Genomic DNA, 15,932 nt, shown 5'->3' on the forward strand with positions numbered 1-15,932 from the left:
GTTTTCGGTTTGGGGCACATGGACCGTGGCTCAGCGATAAGTGATGAGCGACGGCGTGTTCAATAGCTGCAAATGGGCGTGGCTGTTGAACGAAGCTAAGGTCACCCGCTCGCCCTGAAACTTCAGGCAGCTTAGCGAGGTGTTGACGATTTGCCAGTTCATGGCGAAGGCGCTGCTGACTGGCATGCCGGTCAGCACATGCAATAAAGCTGTGATGGTACCGCCGGAGGTGAACACGGCAATTCGCTCTCTGGCTGGAGCGCCCGCCAGCAGGCGCTCCAGGCCGCCTGCGACCTGATCCACGAACGCCTGCCAGCTTTGTAGCGCCGGCGCGTCGTAATCGCCGCCGATCCAGGTGTCCATCAGGCGTACGAACAGGCGTTGAAACTCCGCGCGATTGTGCGCTGCGTTGCGCATGATTTCGACCGCTTTCGGCTCGTGAGGCAGCAGCGTTGGGAGCAGGGCGCGGATCACGCCTTCGGCGTCGAACTCGTTGAATGCAGGGTCGGTTTGTAGCACTGGCGCCTCGTCCAATTGGTCCAGCACCAAGCGACCGGTGTGCGATTGCCTGAGCAGGCTGCCGCTAAAGGCACGATCGAAGCGCATCCCGGTTTGTGCCAAATGCTGGCCGAGCAACACGGATTGACGCTCACCCAGCGACGAGAGGACGTCGTAATCCTGCGCACCGAACGATGCCTGGCCATGTCGAATGAGATAGATGCTGCCCACGTGCGCTGCAATCCGGGAACCTGAATGTTGGCCGAGGTTAGGAGGGATGCCCGGAGGCTGTCAACGAAAAATCATACGTTTGTTTGAATTCGCTTTGAGCCGCTATGCCGAAAGCCACGACGCTGTCTGGTCGCGGTCAGGTGGCGTCGGTATGCTTGAGCAACGCAGGACCTCGAAGAGAGGCCGTAGATCATAGATAGGGGAAAAGTGTGGAGTTTCTTGCTGATTACGCAGGGTTTCTGGCCAAGACAGTCACTCTGGTGGTGGCCATCATCGTCGTGCTGGTCGCACTGGTTGCGGTACGCAGCCGCGGTCGGCGCAGCGGTGGTCAGTTGCAGGTGACCAAGCTCAACGATTTCTACAAGGCGCTGCGTCAGCGTCTCGAACAGTCGATTCTGGACAAAGACCAGCTCAAGGCGCTCGGCAAGGAAGAAGCTAAAGCCGCCAAGCAGGCAAAAAAACAGCCGCAGCAGAAGTCCCGCGTCTATGTGCTGGATTTCGACGGCGACATCAAGGCCTCGGCCACCGATGGCCTGCGTCACGAAATCACCGCGTTGTTGAGCCTGGCCACGCCGCAGGATGAAGTGGTGCTGCGCCTGGAGAGCGGTGGTGGCATGGTGCACAGCTATGGGCTGGCCTCGTCGCAACTGGCGCGCATCCGCCAGGCCGGCATCCCGCTGACAGTATGCATCGACAAAGTCGCCGCCAGCGGCGGCTACATGATGGCCTGCATCGGCCAGAAGATCATATCCGCGCCGTTCGCCATCCTCGGCTCCATCGGTGTGGTCGCCCAACTGCCCAACGTCAATCGCCTGCTCAAGAAGCATGACATCGATTTCGAAGTGCTGACCGCCGGCGAGTACAAGCGTACCCTCACGGTGTTTGGCGAGAACACCGAAAAGGGCCGGGAGAAGTTTCAGGAAGACCTGGAAACTACCCACGAGCTGTTCAAGAACTTCGTGGCCCGCTATCGCCCGCAGCTGGAGATCGACGAGATTGCCACAGGTGAGGTATGGCTGGGCATGGCTGCACTGGAGAAACAGCTGGTCGATGAGTTGAAGACCAGCGACGAGTACCTGGCCGAACGCGCCCGCGAGGCCGAGTTGTTCCAGCTGCACTTCGTGCAGAAGAAATCCCTGCAGGAGCGTGTCGGCCTGGCTGCCAGCGTGGCGCTGGACCGCTTCGCCCTGACCTGGCTGAGCCGCCTGGGCCAGCAACGTTTCTGGTAACCGCAGCGTCCGCCGAGGCGGATGAAGGAGGTTTGGATGACGAGTTTTTTCGCGCTACAGGCAGCACCTGATGCAAACGGCGCCTTCGCCCAGCAAGTGGTTGAGCGCGATGTGGCCGACCTGCCAGCCGGCGAGTTGCTGATCCGCGTTCAGTACTCCTCACTCAACTTCAAGGACGCACTGTCGGCCAGTGGCCAGCGCGGCGTCAGCCGTCACTATCCGCATACGCCTGGGATCGACGCAGCCGGTGTGGTCGAGCATTCCAGCGCCGCCGAGTTCGCCGAAGGTGATGAGGTGATCGTTACCGGCTACGACCTCGGCATGAACACCGCAGGCGGTTTCGGTCAGTACATCCGCATTCCGGCGGGCTGGGCAATCAAACGGCCTCAGGGGCTTTCGCTGCGTGAAGCGATGATTCTCGGCACCGCGGGGCTGACGGCTGCCTTGTGCATCGACAAGCTGGAGCGTAGCGGGCTCGAACCGGATGACGGCCCTGTGCTGGTCACCGGCGCTACCGGCGGTGTCGGCAGCATTTCGGTGATGCTGCTCAGCGCGCTCGGGTACAACGTGGCCGCGGCTACCGGCAAGGAACAGCAAGCGGATCTGCTGACTCGCCTCGGTGCCAAGCAGATCGTGCCACGCCTCGAACTGCAAAGCGGGACCGACCGCCCGTTGCTGCGTGAACAATGGGCCGGCGCGGTCGACACGGTGGGCGGCGATATTCTCTTCAACGTGCTCAAGGCCACCCAGTATGGCGGTAGCGTCGCCTGCTGCGGACTGACCGCGGGTGTTGATTTCCAGGCCAGCGTGCTGCCGTTCATTCTGCGTGGCGTCAACTTGCTGGGTGTCGACTCGGTCGAGTTGCCGCTGGTGGTCAAGGCGTCGATGTGGGACAAGCTGTCGCTGCAGTGGAAATTGCCGAATCTTGATGACTTGGTCACCGAAGTCAGCCTGACGCAGCTGCCTGCCGCTATCGCGCAGATTTTGCGCGGTGAGCAGGTCGGCCGGGTACTGGTCCGGTTGGATTAAACGCTTCCATTTAGCGCATCGCTGAAGCAAACGCCCGGTGTAAATGACCGGGCGTTTTGCATTTCAGATACAGGCAATCCGCCGTATTATCGGCTTCCTACCGCGAACAAGGCAAAAAAAAGCCCGGCGGATGCCGGGCTCATGTATCAGCGGATCAGACCTTGGGGGGATCGGTCTCGCGCTCTGGATGGCGGTGCTGGGCGATGCCGTCGATCAATTGCTTGATCAATGGCTGGTCAGCGCTGTCGCCTATGTAGACGCCGACAGGCGCCTCCTGCAACGGCACATCGGCCTTCTCCAGCAACGTCGAACCGGCACCCACTGCGAGAATAGTCTTGCCGTGGCGGAAGCTGTCACGCACGAACTCCAGGGCGCGGCCATCAGCCTGCAGCATGTTGCTGGCCTCTTTACCATCCGGCACCACCAGCGCATCGAACAGCGGCGCCGGTTGGTTTTCCAGGGAGCAATCGGCCTCGATCACGCTGCCGTCGGCCGCAGTGAACGGCCCGACACGCGGGCCAACCAAACGAACCACGGCGCCCTCGGCCTGCAGAGCAGCAGACACGGCCTGTAACGACGTAGCATCAACACCACCCGCCAGCAGAATGGCTACCTGACGAGTGCGGATGCTGCCGTCTCCTGGCCGTGCCAGCAGTGACAGCGCTGGCGAGTTGTCGATTTCTGCGGCGATTGGCTCTGGGTTGGCGCGTGGCAGCGGTTCGGGTAATGGCATGCCGAGGCCATCGGCTACGCCTTGCGCCAGCGTGTCGCTGATATTGCGCAACATCGCCACGGTACGAACACGGATGCCCGGCACGGTCACCTTGCTCAATTCGAAACGCAGCGCGTCAATGATGTGTTGCTGCTCGTGGGGCGCCTGGCTGTTGAAGAACAGGCTGGCTTGGTTGTAATGCTCGGCGAACTTCTCCGGCTTGCCGCGCGTTTCATTGCCCTGCACCGGCTCGGGAAACGACATGTAGCCCATCTCGCCATTCTGGAACGGGCAGCCACCGGCCAGGGAGTTCGGCTCGTAGGCCACTCGACCACGGTGAATGGTCTGGCGATGCATGCCGTCACGCTGGTTATTGTGCACTGGCACCACGGGCGCGTTGATCGGCAACTCCTGGAAGTTGGCGCCGCCAAGGCGGGTGATCTGCGTGTCCACGTAGGAATGGATACGCCCGGCCAGCAGCGGGTCGTTGCTGAAGTCGATACCTGGCACGACGTGGGCGGTGCAGAAGGCGACCTGTTCGGTTTCGGCGAAGAAGTTGTCCGGGTTGCGGTTGAGCACCATGCGGCCAATCGGCCGCACCGGCACCAATTCCTCGGGAATCAGTTTGGTGGAGTCGAGGATGTCGAAGCTGAACGACTCGGCGTCGGCTTCCGAGATGATCTGGACGCCCAGTTCCCATTCCGGGTATTCGCCGGCTTCGATGGCCTCCCACAGATCACGGCGATGAAAGTCCGGATCGGCCCCGGAAATTTTCACGGCTTCGTCCCACACGTGGGAGTGAGTGCCGAGCTTCGGGCTCCAGTGGAATTTTACGAAGTGCGACTCCCCGGCGGCGTTGACGAAACGGAAACTGTGCACGCCAAAGCCCTGCATCATCCGGTAGCTGCGCGGGATGCCGCGGTCGGACATGACCCACATGATCATGTGCGCAGATTCCGGCATCAGCGAGATGAAGTCCCAGAACGTGTCATGGGCAGAAGCTGCCTGTGGCATGCCATGGTGCGGCTCGGGTTTGACCGCGTGCACCAGATCGGGAAATTTCATGGCGTCCTGAATGAAGAACACCGGAATATTGTTGCCCACCAGATCCCAGTTGCCCTGGTCGGTGTAGAACTTCACCGCGAAGCCTCGAGCGTCACGGGCGGTGTCCTTGGAGCCACGCTCACCGGCCACGGTTGAGAAACGCACGAATACGGGCGTTTGCTTGCCGGCTTCGGCGAACAGCGAGGCGCAGGTCAGGTCCTGCAGCGAATCGTAGGTTTCAAAATAGCCGTGAGCTGCCGAGCCACGGGCATGGACGATGCGCTCGGGTATCCGCTCATGGTCGAAATGGGTGATCTTCTCACGAAGGATGAAATCCTTGAGCAGCGCCGGGCCACGCAGGCCAGCTTTCAGCGAGCTCTGGTTGTCGCCGATCGGCACACCCAGGTTGGTGGTCATGCCCTGGCCGCCGCTGTCGGCACGCACTCTCGGCAGATGGCCGGTAGCGGCGTTGACGCCTTGCTGTGGCGCATCACCCGTCTTCTCGTTGCGATTGGCCTCGCTCACGGTGCTTGCGCCCACGCTGAACGGGCAGCCGGCGGTTGCACCCTGGGGCGGCCTGCCAGAAGCCTCGCCGTATTCGGCTGCCTTGGTGGCATTGTGCGGCATGGCGTCGACGGTTTCGCCGGTGGCGCGTTTCTGTTCGATCACGGCCTTGCCGGTGTCGGCGGGTGGCGCCGCATTGGCAGCGCTGTCGCTTTTCAGGTAAGCGCTGTCGGCGGAAGATTTCGGGCTGGACGGTTTGCGCGAAGCCATTTGCATATCCTCATCGGGCTGTTGGGGTGGCTGCACCTCGGTTGCGCGCAGCGTGGTTTGGTCACCCCAAGGCATCGAGCGGTCTGATGACGCACTGCTTCGATACCCACGGGCTTCTCAGGTCTATGGGTATCGAACGGGCGTGTACAACTTAGGTTCAGGGTAATTAACCCAACGGTTGCAGGCATTTAGCCACCAGCTAAGGAAGGCAGACCGATTGGCTTAGGAGCTGCCTGAAGACTTACGGCAGTTGATGAGCAGCCAAACAGCGCTGCGCTTTGCAAGCGACTGTACGTGCCAGGAAGGCGGGGGAATGAGTGCGAAGAGGCCGCTACGGCTGTGGCGACGTTTTGTACAGTTTTGCGGAGCAGGGCGCATAAAAAAGCCCCGCCGACTGGCAGGGCTCTTGGCATCAGGCGCGGCGCCTGAAAAGAGGCACCGGCTGGTCGCTGGAGGCCTGATACACCTCGCTGAATTCCTCGAAGGCTTTCAGTGCGTCTTCAGGGTCCTTGTCTTCACGCAAGGCGAAGGCATCGAAACCGCAGCGCTTGAGCGCCCACAGTTGGTCACGCAGCACATCGCCGATTGCGCGCAGCTCGCCCTTGAAGCCGTAGCGAGTGCGCAGCAGGTAAGCGGAGGACGAGTGACGCCCGTCGGTGAAGGCCGGAAAATTCAGCGCGATGACCTGGAAATCGTCCAGCGAGTCGACGATGGATTCAATTTCTTCCTCGGCATCCAGCCAGACACCAAGGCCGCCGTCACGAGCTTTCAACGCACGGCCGTGCTCCAGCCACAGGGACAACGGGACGATCAGGTCGTCACAGTTGGACAGCTCCTCGAAGGTAGTTTCCTTCGGCAGCACGTGCCAGCTTTCGTCGACGATCTGGCCGTTCTTAATGATTCGCTGCATATACGCGCTCCTTGAACGGGGCGACACCAATACGGCGGAAGGTGTCGATGAAACTCTCTTCTTCGGTGCGTTGCTCGACGTAGACGTTGACGATCTTGTCGATCACGTCCGGCATATCGTCCTGGGCAAAGGACGGGCCGAGGATCTGCGCCAGGCTGGCGTCGCGACCGGCGCTGCCGCCGAGCGATACCTGATAGAACTCCTGACCCTTCTTGTCGACACCGAGGATGCCGATGTGGCCGACGTGGTGGTGGCCGCAGGCGTTCATGCAGCCGGAGATGTTCAGGTCGATATCACCGATGTCGAACAGGTAGTCGAGGTTGTCGAAGCGACGCTGGATGGCTTCGGCCACAGGGATCGACTTGGCATTGGCCAGGGAGCAGAAGTCGCCACCCGGGCAGCAAATGATGTCCGTCAGCAGGCCCACGTTTGGCGTCGCGAAACCCTGCTCGCGCAACTCACCCCACAGGGTGAACAACTGCTCCTGCTCGACGTCGGCAAGGATGATGTTCTGGTTGTGGCTGTTGCGCACCTCGCCGAAGCTGTAGCGGTCGGCCAGCTCGGCAATGGCGTCGAGCTGCTTGTCGGTGACGTCCCCGGGGGCCACGCCGGTTGGCTTGAGCGACAGGGTCACGGCCACGTAGCCGGGTTTCTTGTGCGCGAAGGTGTTGCGCTCACGCCAGCGTGCGAAACCAGGATGCTCGCTGTCGAGGGTGGCGAGGAGGGCGTCCTGATCCTGCAACGCCTTGTACGCCGGGTCGACGAAATGTGCGGCAACGCGCGCCACTTCATCGTCGGTCAGGGTGGTAGGGCCGTCTTTCAGGTGCGCCCACTCGGCGTTCACGCGCTCGGCGAACACTTGCGGGGTCAGCGCCTTGACCAGGATCTTGATACGCGCCTTGTATTTGTTGTCACGACGGCCGTAGCGGTTGTACACACGCAGGATGGCGTCAAGGTAGGAGAGCAGGTGCTGCCACGGCAGAAATTCATTGATGAAGCTGCCCACGATCGGTGTACGGCCCAGGCCGCCACCAACGGCAACGCGGAAGCCCAGTTCGCCAGCCTTGTTCTTCACCGCTTCCAGGCCGATGTCATGCACTTCAATCGCCGCACGGTCGCCGGCAGCGCCATTGACGGCAATCTTGAACTTGCGCGGCAGGTGGCTGAACTCGGGATGAAAGGTCGACCACTGGCGGATAATCTCGCACCACGGGCGCGGATCGATCAGCTCGTCTTTGGCAACCCCGGCGAACTGGTCGGTGGTGGTGTTGCGGATACAGTTGCCGCTGGTCTGGATCGCGTGCATCTGCACGGTAGCCAGCTCGGCGAGAATCTCCGGCACGTCTTCCAGCTCAGGCCAGTTGAACTGGACGTTCTGACGGGTGCTGATGTGGGCGTAGCCCTTGTCGTAGTCACGGGCGATCTTTGCCAGCTTGCGAACCTGAGTGGACGACAACAGGCCGTAAGGCACGGCGATGCGCAGCATGGGCGCAAAACGCTGGATGTACAGACCGTTCTGCAGGCGCAGCGGACGGAATTCTTCACCGCTCAGTTCGCCACTGAGGTACCGGCGGGTTTGATCGCGGAACTGCTTGACGCGGTCCTCGACGATTTGTTGGTCGTACTGGTCGTATACGTACATGGACAATCCTGTTATCAGGCTGCTTGCCAGATCGGTGAATGGCTACTGCGATCAGTAAACGGTGTGACGAATCTGCATCGGACGGCTCACCGCTCGATAGCAGATCGTATTGCTCACCGGCTGTCGCTCACGGCTTTTTCGATGACCTGTTACAGCAAATCTGCGCGCACGGCCGCGCACTCCAGGCGGAGCCGAGGGAAGATACCAGTTCGGGTTTATGCGCAAAAGTGAAGTTTTAATATATACAAAGAGCTTTTTGAACTAAGCGCTTCAAGAAGCATAACCAGGCTGGTCGACCGTCGCGAATTGCTTAAATAATCGGATTCAGGCGCGTGCGTTCAGCATCCGCCTCCGAGAGGCGGAAACTGAAAGCCGGGCACAGCACAGCTGCTCGATGTTTATCGCTAACTCGGTTGATCACAATGCTTGTGCCAACCACCTGCCCACAGAACCGCTAGAGAATTGGCTCGCAGCGTACGTCGCAACTGACCGAGTTGGCCAGGAAACAGGCCTCGTGCGCAGCGTGATGCAAGGCGTGTATATCCGTGTCGCTGGGCTGCTTGTCCCCGCTGAAAACAACCCGAGGGCGCAGCAACACATCGGTGATAGCCACGCGGCTCTGCTTGTTTCGAGCACGTGTACCTTGCGCTTGATCCTGATAATCATCGACCTGGAAGCCCTGTTGTGCAGCCAGCGACAAGAACCACAACATATGGCAGCTCGACAACGAGGCAATAAAGGCTTCCTCGGTATCAACAGCGTTCGCATCGGACATCGGTAGTGGCACCACCGAAAGCGAAGACGAGGCGGGTATTTCCAAACCGCCATCTAATTGCCAGCGGTGTGCGCGGCTGTAGCGGTTATCAAGGAAAGGTTGATCGCCCCGTGACCAGAAAATGGTGGCACTGTGGCTTGCCATGCTGGTAATCGCACTCCATGTTGGATGAACACTCATCATCGCCAGAGTGTCGCAGCTACTACAGAGGTATTGAAGGCATTCGCCAATTTCGTTGGGGTTGATCAGAGGGATACATGCAAACACTTCCACAGTCGAACAGCGGGTTTCTCCAGGCTTGGCTCACCCAGGCGCGTGCCTCGCCCTGGGTCGCTGCCGGGCTGGGGCTGGCACTTCTGGTGGTGCTCTGGCTGTTGGTGGCGAGCTTGTTCAATGTGCTCGATGAAGGGCATTCCGAACGTATGCGCTACGCGCTGTATGGCGGCGGTGCGGGCTTTGCGGCTACTGCGCTGGGGGCGATGGCCGCCTTGGCGTTGGGCAGCATCAGCGTAAAAACCCAGGACAGCCTGTTGGGCTTCGCTGCGGGTATGATGCTCGCCGCCAGCTCCTTTTCGTTGATTCTTCCAGGCCTCGAGGCCGCCGAGACGATTACTGGCAGCGGCCTTCTGGGTGCCGCGACCGTGGTGCTCGGCTTGGCGCTCGGCGTGCTGTTGATGCTCGGCCTCGATCATTTCACCCCACACGAGCATGAGAGCACCGGGCCGCTTGGGCCACACAATGAGCGCTTGAATCGGGTGTGGCTGTTCGTATTCGCCATCACGCTGCACAACCTGCCGGAAGGCATGGCAGTCGGTGTCGGGTTTGCCGGTGATGACATGAAGGTGGGCATTCCCCTGGCAACCGCCATTGCAATTCAGGACATTCCCGAAGGGCTTGCTGTTGCACTGGCGCTGCGCACGACGGGCATCTCCGCATTACATGCGGCGCTGATCGCTGCGGCTACCGGATTAATGGAGCCACTGGGCGCACTGGTTGGCGTTGGCATGTCCAGCAGCTACGCACTGGCTTATCCCATTGGCTTGGGCTTGGCGGCAGGCGCCATGCTGTTCGTGGTGTCCCACGAAATCATCCCCGAGACTCACCGCAACGGCCATCAAACGCCTGCGACGTTGGGTCTAATGGGCGGATTTGCTGTGATGATGTTCTTGGATACCGCATTAGGCTGATTACCTTTGCCCGTACTTGATGCACACTTTACAAGCGATTGGTAATGGGGCCTGCGTGTGCACATAAGCGATGTAATAGCCTTGATGCGGCGAATGGGCTGCAGATTTTCATTGGTTGCGGCGTTGGGTTGGGTGAGCGCGGTGCAAGCCGAGCCGCTCGACATTTATGTCGGCCAGGGGCAAATGCCATTTGCCGATGCGACCGTCGGACCAACCGGGTTGTTTGGCGATCTCATGCGCGAACTGTGCGGGCGCATCCAGCGGCAGTGTGTGTTTCGCAGCGTACCCTGGCGCCGGGTATTGAATGAAGCGAACGCCGACCCACACGGTATCGTGCTGAATCTTGGCTACACGGCAGAGCGCGAAGATGAATTTCTCTGGCTGCTCGATGTGCTACCGACTCCTTACGTACTTGCCAGCGTGAGCCGCTCTTTCGATAGCCTGGCCGATGCACTGAACACCGGCCCTGTAGCGGTGATGGCCGGCACGCCCCGTGCTGATGCGATCAACGCGATACGCACGGGTGCGCAGCGGGTAGTCGAAGTCACTGACCCTGAACAAGCCGCCCAGCTTCTACAGAGCGGCCGCGTGGTCGCCTGGTATGAAATCGACCTACGCGCCATTTACCTGTGGCGTCAGCTGGGCTACCAGGCACCTTTGCGTTTCGGCAAGCCGATCAGCCGCACGCGCAGCCATATAGCTGGCAGCCTCAAGCTCGACAATGCGGCTGCATTGGGCCAGCAGATGAACGACGCCTTCGTCGACATGCGCAGAGACGGCAGCTGGCAGCGCATATTGGCACGCTACCTCGGTGCCGAGAAATCAGAGGCTTTGCTGTCCGAGGGCTGGTGAGTCATGCTATTGCGCTGAAAACATGCGTGGAGCGTCTGATGAAGTACATACACCAGCGCGAGCACCTTAACGAAGACGACCTGGTCGTGATCGAATGCTCGCAACCCTGCAATATCCGCCTGATGAACGACGCGAACTTCCGCAGCTTCAAGAATGGTGGTCGACACACTTACCACGGCGGCGCGTTCGACAAGTTTCCGGCCAAGATCACCGTTCCCAGCAGCGGCTTCTGGAACATCACCATTGATACCGTGACCCGCAAGGCGATCAGTGTCACGCGCAAGCCGACCTTGAAGCACTCCATCAAGCTCGTACGCAGGTCGTCGTCCGATCTGTCGTGATGGTCGTCAGATTACGCTGGTGTTGAACCCTTCCTCGATCATCAATTCGCCGGTGGCCGGCGTAAAGCTGCAGATCACTTCCAGGCCGAGGTAATCGGCCTGCTCGTGCCCGCCGAGCCCCAGACAGCGAATCTGAACCCACAGTTGATAATCACCATCGTCGCGATAGCCTTCGAAGGTTTGCGAACCGATGTAGTAATCGCCCGATAGCTGGCTGCGGCTGGGGAATTGCTCATCGTCGCCGAAGCACTGCCGAGGATCGTTGACAAATGCATTGATCCGCTCGTCCAGGCTGGCATGGATCTGCGTCAGCAAGGGTTCGAAGGCACGCTGACTGGCCTCGCCATCGTCACCGAGGTAGTCGATTACGTTGCGTGCATAGTCGGGAGCCCAGTGCGGCGGGTCGATGCGGGTCATCTTCAGCACGTGGTCACTCCCTGTTGGTTACGGCTAGTCGTCTTCGCTGTCGGCTGCGGTTGCATCGAAACAACGTAAGCGGTGTTCACCCAGCGTCCAGCTGTCGTCGGCCGATTGATACTCGGCTTCCATCACTGCGTTATAGCTGAACTGCCAGCGTTTGCGCTCGCGGCCATCCTGCGCCTCGATGTGCAGAACAGTGGCTTCGCTGGCGAACGACTCATCGGCTTCGGCCGCAACGTCGGCCTGGTCGAGCAGGGCGTCGTCGAGCTGGAAGTCGAAGGCATGCAGGCCATCGATCTCCAGCATGTCGGCGCTCTCCAGTTGGTCGAGCAGATAAGGTTGTTCACTCATTCGTCATACCCCAGATTGGGTGCCAGCCAGCGTTCGCTGACGGCGATGTCCTGATCCTTGCGTGCGCTGTACTGCTCGATCTGGTCTTTGTCGACCTTGCCGACGGCAAAGTATTGCGCCTCGGGATGGGCGAAGTACCAGCCGCTGACCGCCGCCGCCGGGAACATGGCGTAGTGCTCGGTGAGGAACACGCCGCTGCGGCCGGCCTTGTGATACTCAGCCTCGGGGTCGAGCAGGTTGAACAGGGTTCTTTTTTCGGTGTGATCCGGGCAGGCCGGGTAGCCGGGGGCAGGGCGGATACCTTTGTAGGCTTCCTTGATCAGCTCGTCGTTGCTCAGGTGCTCGTCGGGCTGGTAGCCCCAGTGCTCCTTACGCACCTGCTCATGCAGCCATTCCGCGCAGGCTTCGGCGAGGCGATCGGCCAGTGCCTTGACCATGATCGAGTTGTAGTCGTCGCCCTTGGCCTCGTAAGCCTTGGCGACTTCCTCGGCGCCGATGCCGGCGGTGGTGATGAAGCCGCCTACATAGTCAGTGATGCCGCTGTGCTTCGGCGCGACGAAGTCGGCCAGCGACAGGTTTGGCTTGCCGTCCGGCTTGATGGTCTGTTGCCGCAGGTGGTGCAGCGTTGCCATTGGCTGGCCGTCTTCGCCATACACTTCGATGTCGTCGTCACACACCTGATTGGCCGGCCAGAAACCGAATACTGCACGGGCCTTGATCAGTTTCTCGTCGATCAGCTTTCTGAGGATCGCCTGGGCGTCTTCGAACAGGCTGGTGGCCGCTTCGCCGACCACTTCGTCGGTGAGAATGCGCGGGTACTTGCCGGCTAGGTCCCAGGAGATGAAGAACGGCGTCCAGTCGATGTATTCGGCCAGCACGTTGAGGTCGATGTCATCGAGAACCTTCACTCCGGTAAAGCTCGGTGTCGGTGCGGTATAGCCGCTCCAGTCGAACGTCGGCTTGTTGGCGATGGCCTTGTCGTAGCTCAGCCGCTCGGTACGCGAGGCACGCGCCGAGGTACGCTCGCGCACCACTACATAATCGTCACGGGTGCGCTGCACGAAGTCGGACTTGAGTTCCTTGGACAGCAACTGCGTCGCCACGCCGACGGCTCGCGAGGCATCGGTCACGTAGACGACCGCATCGTTGCTGTACTGCGGATCGATCTTCACTGCGGTGTGCGCCTTGGAGGTGGTCGCGCCGCCGATCATCAAAGGCAGGGTGAAGCCCTGGCGCTGCATTTCCTTGGCGACATGCACCATTTCGTCCAGCGACGGGGTGATCAGCCCGGACAGGCCAATAATGTCGCATTTCTCGGCGATGGCGGTCTGCAGGATCTTCTCTGCCGGCACCATCACGCCGAGGTCGACGATGTCGTAGCCGTTACAACCCAGCACTACGCCAACGATGTTCTTGCCGATGTCATGTACATCGCCCTTGACGGTGGCCATGAGGATCTTGCCCTTGGCTTCCGGCTTGTCGCCTTTCTCGGCTTCGATGAACGGAATCAGGTGGGCCACGGCCTGCTTCATCACCCGGGCGGATTTGACCACCTGAGGCAGGAACATCTTGCCCGAGCCGAACAGGTCGCCAACGATGTTCATGCCGCTCATCAGCGGACCTTCGATGACCTCGATGGGGCGCGCGCACTGCTGGCGGCATTCTTCGGTGTCTTCGACGATGAACGCGGTGATGCCCTTGACCAGCGCGTGTTCAAGGCGCTTGTCGACCGGCAGCGAGCGCCACTCTTCATTCTCGACTTCCTTGGTCGCGCCACCGCCACGGTAGTTCTCGGCGATGGCCAGCAGGGCGTCGGTGCCGCCCGGCGTGCGGTTGAGCACTACATCCTCGACGCGGTCACGCAGCTCCTTGGGAATCTGGTCGTAGATTTCCAACTGGCCGGCGTTGACGATGCCCATGGTCAGGCCGTTCTGGATGGCGTAGTAGAGGAACACTGAGTGGATCGCTTCGCGCACCGGGTTGTTGCCGCGGAACGAGAACGACACGTTGGATACGCCACCCGAGCTCAGCGCATGGGGCAGGTGGTCGCGAATGAAAGCGCAGGCTTCGATGAAGTCTACGGCGTAATTATCGTGCTCCTCGATGCCGGTGGCGATGGCAAAGATGTTCGGGTCGAAGATGATGTCTTCCGGCGGGAAGCCCACTTCGTTGACCAGGATGTCGTAGCTGCGCTGACAGATTTCGCGCTTGCGAGCGGCAGTGTCGGCTTGGCCAGCTTCGTCGAAGGCCATCACCACCACGGCAGCGCCGTAGCGCTTGCACAGTTTGGCGTGGTGCTTGAACTGCTCGACGCCTTCCTTCATGGAGATCGAGTTGACGATGCCTTTGCCCTGGATGCACTTGAGGCCGGCTTCGATCACTTCCCACTTGGAGGAGTCGATCATGATTGGCACACGGGAAATGTCCGGCTCGCCGGCAATCAGGTTGAGGAACCTGACCATCGCCGCCTTGGAGTCGAGCATGCCCTCGTCCATGTTGATGTCGATGATCTGCGCGCCGGCTTCCACCTGCTGCAGGGCGACTTCCAGGGCCTCTGTGTAGTTCTCTTCACGGATCAGGCGGGCGAACTTGGCCGAGCCGGTGATGTTGGTGCGTTCGCCTACGTTGACGAACAGCGACTGGCGGTCGATGGTGAACGGCTCCAGCCCCGACAGACGACAGGCCTTTGGAATATGCGGGATCGGTCGCGGCTGATACTTGGCGACCGCTTCGGCGATGGCCTGGATGTGCCCAGGCGTGGTGCCGCAGCAACCGCCGATGATATTGAGGAAGCCGCTGGCAGCGAATTCCTCGACCACGGCGGCCATTTCCGCTGGCGTCTCGTCGTATTCACCGAAGGCGTTGGGCAGGCCCGCGTTGGGGTGCGCAGAAACGTGGGTGCCGGCCTTGGTCGACAGCTCCTCCAGGTAGGGGCGAAGGTCAGCGGCACCGAGGGCGCAGTTGAGGCCCACGGAAATCGGCTTGGCGTGGGCGACCGAGTTCCAGAAGGCTTCGGTGGTCTGCCCGGACAGCGTGCGGCCGGAGGCATCAGTGATGGTGCCCGAGATCATGATCGGCAACTCGACGCTGTCTTCGTCGAACACCTGCTGCACGGCGAAGATCGCCGCCTTGGCATTGAGCGTGTCGAAGATGGTCTCGATCAGGATCAGGTCGGCGCCGCCTTCGATCAAGCCGCGGGTGGCTTCGGTGTAGTTGTCGACCAACTCGTCGAAGGTGACGTTGCGATAGCCCGGGTCGTTGACGTCCGGAGAAATCGAGCAGGTGCGGCTGGTCGGGCCGAGCACGCCGGCGACGAAACGCGGGCGGTCCGGGGTTTCCAGGGTTTTGGCATCCGCCACCCCACGGGCAACGCGGGCACCGGCCAGGTTCAGCTCATAGGCCAGCGACTCCATGCCGTAGTCCGCCTGGGACACCTGGGTAGCATTGAAGGTGTTGGTTTCCAGAATGTCGGCGCCAGCGTCCAGATAGGCGCGCTCAATCTCGGCGATGATCTTCGGCTGGCTGAGCAGCAACAGGTCATTGTTGCCCTTGACGTCGCTCGGCCAGTCGGCGAAGCGCTCGCCGCGGTAGTCGGCTTCTTCCAGCTTGTAGCTTTGGATCATGGTGCCCATACCACCGTCGAGGATCAGGATGCGTTCCTTGAGGGCGTGCTGAAGTGCTTGGAGGCGGGCGCTGCGATCTGACAAGGGCATGGGAAAAGCTCTGAACGGTGGGCTATGACAAGGGTTGCGATCATAACAAAGGTTGGTGCTTTTTCTGCACGATGCGGTTGTGCATGAATTATGTTCATGTTCACGCAGCGCATCAGACTGACTGTTTGGCATGCAGGCATAGCGACAGCACAGACGAGACGGCTAGAATGGCCGGCTAATTTTGTGGGATTTGTGACCATGCGCTGCCGGCTGTTGTTGAGTGT

13 protein-coding genes are annotated in these 15,932 nt (G+C 60.6%); 5 read left to right on the forward strand and 8 right to left on the reverse strand.

What is annotated here, in order from left to right; all coding sequences use genetic code 11:
• Positions 1-30 precede the first annotated feature (30 nt).
• A complete protein-coding gene (locus BLS60_RS14300) occupies positions 31-729 on the reverse strand; it encodes a histidine phosphatase family protein (protein ID WP_092369242.1) in 699 nt (232 codons plus the stop codon).
• 209 nt (positions 730-938) lie between these two features.
• Between BLS60_RS14300 and sohB the strand changes: the two genes are divergently transcribed.
• Entirely contained in the window at positions 939-1,958 is a 1,020-nt protein-coding gene (gene sohB, locus BLS60_RS14305; protein WP_092369245.1) for a protease SohB, read from the forward strand.
• Between the two features lie 36 nt (positions 1,959-1,994).
• Complete coding sequence (locus BLS60_RS14310; protein ID WP_092369248.1) at positions 1,995-2,987, forward strand: YhdH/YhfP family quinone oxidoreductase; 993 nt, start codon at positions 1,995-1,997, stop codon at positions 2,985-2,987.
• 154 nt (positions 2,988-3,141) lie between these two features.
• Here BLS60_RS14310 and BLS60_RS14315 read toward each other — a convergent pair whose 3' ends face one another.
• The 4 genes from BLS60_RS14315 to BLS60_RS14330 form a co-directional block, all read right to left on the reverse strand.
• A complete protein-coding gene (locus BLS60_RS14315; RefSeq protein ID WP_420848472.1) occupies positions 3,142-5,370 on the reverse strand; it encodes a catalase in 2,229 nt (742 codons plus the stop codon).
• A 559-nt stretch (positions 5,371-5,929) separates the two neighbouring features.
• Entirely contained in the window at positions 5,930-6,427 is a 498-nt protein-coding gene (locus BLS60_RS14320) for a DUF934 domain-containing protein (RefSeq protein WP_092369251.1), read from the reverse strand.
• Positions 6,411-8,069, reverse strand: a complete 1,659-nt coding sequence (locus tag BLS60_RS14325) for a nitrite/sulfite reductase (RefSeq protein ID WP_092369254.1) — start codon at positions 8,067-8,069, stop codon at positions 6,411-6,413. Before BLS60_RS14325 ends, BLS60_RS14320 begins: the two co-directional genes overlap by 17 nt.
• A gap of 454 nt (positions 8,070-8,523) precedes the next feature.
• Positions 8,524-8,988, reverse strand: coding sequence for an OsmC family protein (locus BLS60_RS14330; protein WP_092369257.1), 465 nt, complete (start codon positions 8,986-8,988; stop codon positions 8,524-8,526).
• Between the two features lie 113 nt (positions 8,989-9,101).
• On the opposite strand from BLS60_RS14330, the gene BLS60_RS14335 reads away from it, so the two are divergent.
• The 3 genes from BLS60_RS14335 (at position 9,102) to BLS60_RS14345 (ending at position 11,224) form a co-directional block, all read left to right on the forward strand.
• Complete coding sequence (locus BLS60_RS14335) at positions 9,102-10,031, forward strand: ZIP family metal transporter (protein ID WP_092369260.1); 930 nt, start codon at positions 9,102-9,104, stop codon at positions 10,029-10,031.
• A gap of 93 nt (positions 10,032-10,124) precedes the next feature.
• A complete protein-coding gene (locus BLS60_RS14340) occupies positions 10,125-10,883 on the forward strand; it encodes a substrate-binding periplasmic protein (protein WP_167357676.1) in 759 nt (252 codons plus the stop codon).
• Positions 10,884-10,921: 38 nt separating this feature from the next.
• Complete coding sequence (locus BLS60_RS14345) at positions 10,922-11,224, forward strand: DUF1883 domain-containing protein (RefSeq protein ID WP_073266852.1); 303 nt, start codon at positions 10,922-10,924, stop codon at positions 11,222-11,224.
• 6 nt (positions 11,225-11,230) lie between these two features.
• Here BLS60_RS14345 and BLS60_RS14350 read toward each other — a convergent pair whose 3' ends face one another.
• The 3 genes from BLS60_RS14350 to metH are packed head-to-tail and all read right to left on the reverse strand — an operon-like array spanning position 11,231 to position 15,708.
• Positions 11,231-11,650 carry a hypothetical protein gene (locus BLS60_RS14350; RefSeq protein ID WP_070883357.1) on the reverse strand — a complete coding sequence of 140 codons (420 nt, stop codon included), beginning with the start codon at positions 11,648-11,650 and terminating at the stop codon, positions 11,231-11,233.
• 24 nt (positions 11,651-11,674) lie between these two features.
• On the reverse strand, positions 11,675-11,995 hold the full coding sequence (locus BLS60_RS14355; protein WP_070883356.1) for a DUF5629 family protein: 321 nt from the start codon (positions 11,993-11,995) through the stop codon (positions 11,675-11,677).
• Positions 11,992-15,708: a methionine synthase gene (gene metH / locus BLS60_RS14360; RefSeq protein WP_092369266.1), complete on the reverse strand. Its 3,717-nt coding sequence runs from the start codon at positions 15,706-15,708 to the stop codon at positions 11,992-11,994. Before metH ends, BLS60_RS14355 begins: the two co-directional genes overlap by 4 nt.
• Between the last annotated feature and the right edge of the window lie 224 nt (positions 15,709-15,932).

The organism is Phytopseudomonas seleniipraecipitans (assembly GCF_900102335.1).
In the GTDB taxonomy this organism is placed as follows: domain Bacteria; phylum Pseudomonadota; class Gammaproteobacteria; order Pseudomonadales; family Pseudomonadaceae; genus Aquipseudomonas; species Aquipseudomonas seleniipraecipitans.

Bases quoted from the DNA above. Each gene is read 5' to 3' on its own strand.
- BLS60_RS14315 (WP_420848472.1), bottom strand. From the start codon at position 5,370: ATGCCGCACAATGCCACCAAGGCAGCCGAATACGGCGAGGCTTCTGGC.
- BLS60_RS14330 (WP_092369257.1), bottom strand. From the start codon at position 8,988: ATGGCAAGCCACAGTGCCACCATTTTCTGGTCACGGGGCGATCAACCT.
- BLS60_RS14325 (WP_092369254.1), bottom strand. From the start codon at position 8,069: ATGTACGTATACGACCAGTACGACCAACAAATCGTCGAGGACCGCGTC.
- BLS60_RS14355 (WP_070883356.1), bottom strand. From the start codon at position 11,995: ATGAGTGAACAACCTTATCTGCTCGACCAACTGGAGAGCGCCGACATG.
- BLS60_RS14340 (WP_167357676.1), top strand. From the start codon at position 10,125: ATGGGCTGCAGATTTTCATTGGTTGCGGCGTTGGGTTGGGTGAGCGCG.
- BLS60_RS14320 (WP_092369251.1), bottom strand. From the start codon at position 6,427: ATGCAGCGAATCATTAAGAACGGCCAGATCGTCGACGAAAGCTGGCAC.
- metH (WP_092369266.1), bottom strand. From the start codon at position 15,708: ATGCCCTTGTCAGATCGCAGCGCCCGCCTCCAAGCACTTCAGCACGCC.
- BLS60_RS14335 (WP_092369260.1), top strand. From the start codon at position 9,102: ATGCAAACACTTCCACAGTCGAACAGCGGGTTTCTCCAGGCTTGGCTC.
- BLS60_RS14310 (WP_092369248.1), top strand. From the start codon at position 1,995: ATGACGAGTTTTTTCGCGCTACAGGCAGCACCTGATGCAAACGGCGCC.
- BLS60_RS14345 (WP_073266852.1), top strand. From the start codon at position 10,922: ATGAAGTACATACACCAGCGCGAGCACCTTAACGAAGACGACCTGGTC.